The sequence below is a fragment of the uncultured Dialister sp. genome, from assembly GCF_900541605.1.
Classification (GTDB): domain Bacteria; phylum Bacillota; class Negativicutes; order Veillonellales; family Dialisteraceae; genus Dialister.
Genome location: NZ_UQKJ01000195.1, coordinates 1 through 2,500, shown reverse-complemented (window position 1 = coordinate 2,500; position 2,500 = coordinate 1). Strand labels below are relative to the sequence as shown.

The 2,500-nt window shown below is 53.0% G+C and carries 2 protein-coding genes; one reads left to right on the top strand and one right to left on the bottom strand.

The window, feature by feature from the left end:
• Window positions 1-205: 205 nt before the first annotated feature.
• On the bottom strand, window positions 206-1,231 hold the full coding sequence (locus QZR21_RS08970; RefSeq protein ID WP_296096626.1) for a low specificity L-threonine aldolase: 1,026 nt from the start codon (window positions 1,229-1,231) through the stop codon (window positions 206-208).
• A 136-nt stretch (window positions 1,232-1,367) separates the two neighbouring features.
• Here QZR21_RS08970 and QZR21_RS08965 point away from each other — a divergent pair, with 136 nt between their 5' ends.
• Window positions 1,368-2,267 carry a LysR family transcriptional regulator gene (locus QZR21_RS08965; RefSeq protein WP_296096624.1) on the top strand — a complete coding sequence of 300 codons (900 nt, stop codon included), beginning with the start codon at window positions 1,368-1,370 and terminating at the stop codon, window positions 2,265-2,267.
• Window positions 2,268-2,500: the final 233 nt, after the last annotated feature.

The following is a 2,500-nucleotide window of genomic DNA, read 5'->3' as shown; positions in this document are numbered from 1 at the left end:
TGCGGCATGAATGACTGATGGAAACATCGGATGGAAAGCGCCGCAGGCGGATCAGCTTTCCTAGCAGCTAGCCGCCAGAAGCTAGAAGCTCCATGCGAAAGACTCTACCCATCCGCGCCGAACAAAGTAACTCGACAAACCGCAATAGGCACAATGCCGTATCCACCAAAAAAGCCCCCATCAGGGAGCTTTCTTCGTACATCCATCACAACAGGCTGACCAGTTCATCCACTTCCTCGTCCGTAGTGGCCCAGGATGTGGCGATGCGCATGACCACATGGTCTTCGTCCTTATTTTCCCAGAAGCCCAGTTCCACTTTGTGGGAGAGTTCCTCCGCCTTTTCTTTGGTGAGAATGAGGAAAATCTGGTTTGTCCGGTTCCGGATATCCTGGACATAGCCCTTTTCATCGAGGACCTTCCGGATCCGGTCGGCCTTTTCATCGGCATTCTTTCCCAACCGTTCATAGAGCCCATCGGTGAAGAGAGTGTCGAACTGGATTCCCGCTGCCCAGCCCTTGGCCAGGAGGGCACCATGCTGTTTCACCATGGTGAAGAAATGGGGAACCGTATTCTTCTTTGGAAATACTACGGCTTCTCCCAGGAGACCGCCGCACTTGGTACCGCCAATGTAGAAGGCATCTGCCAGACGGGCCAGGTCCTTCATGGTCACATCATTGCCTTCCGCCATGAGGCCATAGGCCAGGCGGGCACCGTCCACGTAGAGGGCAAGATGGTGTTCATGGCAGGTCCGGCTGATTTCTACCAGTTCCTTCAATGTATAGAGAGAGCCGTATTCCGTGGGCTGGGAAATATAAACCAGTGCCGGCATCACCATGTGTTCATGGTTTCCATCGGCCCAGTAGCCATCTACATATTCTGCAATCTGGGAAGCCCGGATTTTCCCTTCTTCCGATGGCAGCTCCAGTACCTTGTGGCCGCCATATTCAATGGCCCCGGCTTCATGGACAGAGACATGGCCGGTCCTGGCCGCAATGACTCCTTCATAGGGACGGAGCATGGTATCAATGACGGTGGCATTGGTCTGGGTACCGCCAATGAGGAAATATACGTCCGCCTCCGGCGCACCGGCAGCTTCCCGGATTTTATTCCTGGCGGATTCTGAAATCCGGTCAAAGCCGTAGCCCGCCAGCTTTTCTTTTCCCAGTTCTCCCAGCCGTTTCAGGATTTCCGGTGCGCAGGTTTCCATATAATCTGATGCAAAAGATAACATTGTCTATTCCTCCTGTTTTCAATCAAGTGGTTCCTTGTATTTCTGTGTCTGTCATTGTACGATAGGTGATGATAAAACACAAATTTCAATATCTTATATTCGTCATAACATATTGTTTTATAGATGGAGGAAATCAATGGACGAAGTCAAATGTGAAGCTCTCATAACGGCAGCAGAACAGGGCAGTCTCTCCAGGGCTGCCCGGATTCTCGGGTATACCCAGCCCGGCATCAGCCGCATGATTCATTCCCTGGAAGAGGAGCTGGGATTTCCTCTCCTCATCCGCACGAAAAAGGGGGTGGAGCTGACGCCAAACGGCAAAACGGTCCTTCCCTACCTTGAGGAAACGGTCCGTGCCGCCCGGCTCACCCATGAAACAAGCGCCAGCATCCTGGGGCTCCTCTCCGGTACCCTCACCATCGGCTGCTACTACAGCGTTTCCTCCATGATTCTTCCGCCCCTATTAAAGCGGTTCGGCACGGACTACCCCAGGGTGCGAATCATTCTGAGAGAAGGAACCAATGCAGAACTGGCAGAGGCCCTGGAAAATCGCACCATCGATTTTTCCCTGGCCGCCCCTACGCCGGAGTCTCTGGAATGTGACCATATTCCCATTCTGGAAGATGAACTGGTAGTCTGGCTCCCGCCTTCCCATCCCCTGGCCGGAAAAACCGCCTTCCCTCTGGAGGCACTGACCTCCTACCCCTTTATTATCACCCAGCCCGGACAGGACACGGACATTGACCGGCTCCTTTCCAAATATCATATCCATCCGGACTTTCACTTTGCCACCAAAGACGCCTATTCTACCTACCGCATGGTGGAAGCGGGGCTGGGCATCAGTTTCAACCAGTCCCTCTTCGCCAGGGGATGGAAAGGAAACGTGGTCACCCTCCCCTTCGATCCGCCCCAGGTAATCCACTTGGACATTTCCATTCCCTCCCTGAAAGAAGCGTCCCCGGCAGCGAAAAAATTCATCCAATACGTGGAGGAAGCGTACAGGGCTGATGGTGCAGATTCCCCAATCCCACACTGAAGCCTTCAGCGGTTAATCAGGAGTCGGTGGATGTGGGGCACGCAAAACCAGGAAGCGATGAGAAATTTTATAATTGACCCAAACTGCCTGTCAAATTGTGGTTTATCGAGCTGATGGAGAGTTACTGATGGATAGAGTCATTCGTGCGGAAGCTTCTAGCTGTTAGCTACTAGCTGCTAGGAAAGCTCTACAGCCTGCGGCGCTTCCTTCAATTTCCATCAGCTAACCTCAGC

Bases quoted from the DNA above. Each gene is read 5' to 3' on its own strand.
- QZR21_RS08970 (WP_296096626.1), bottom strand. From the start codon at position 1,231: ATGTTATCTTTTGCATCAGATTATATGGAAACCTGCGCACCGGAAATC.
- QZR21_RS08965 (WP_296096624.1), top strand. From the start codon at position 1,368: ATGGACGAAGTCAAATGTGAAGCTCTCATAACGGCAGCAGAACAGGGC.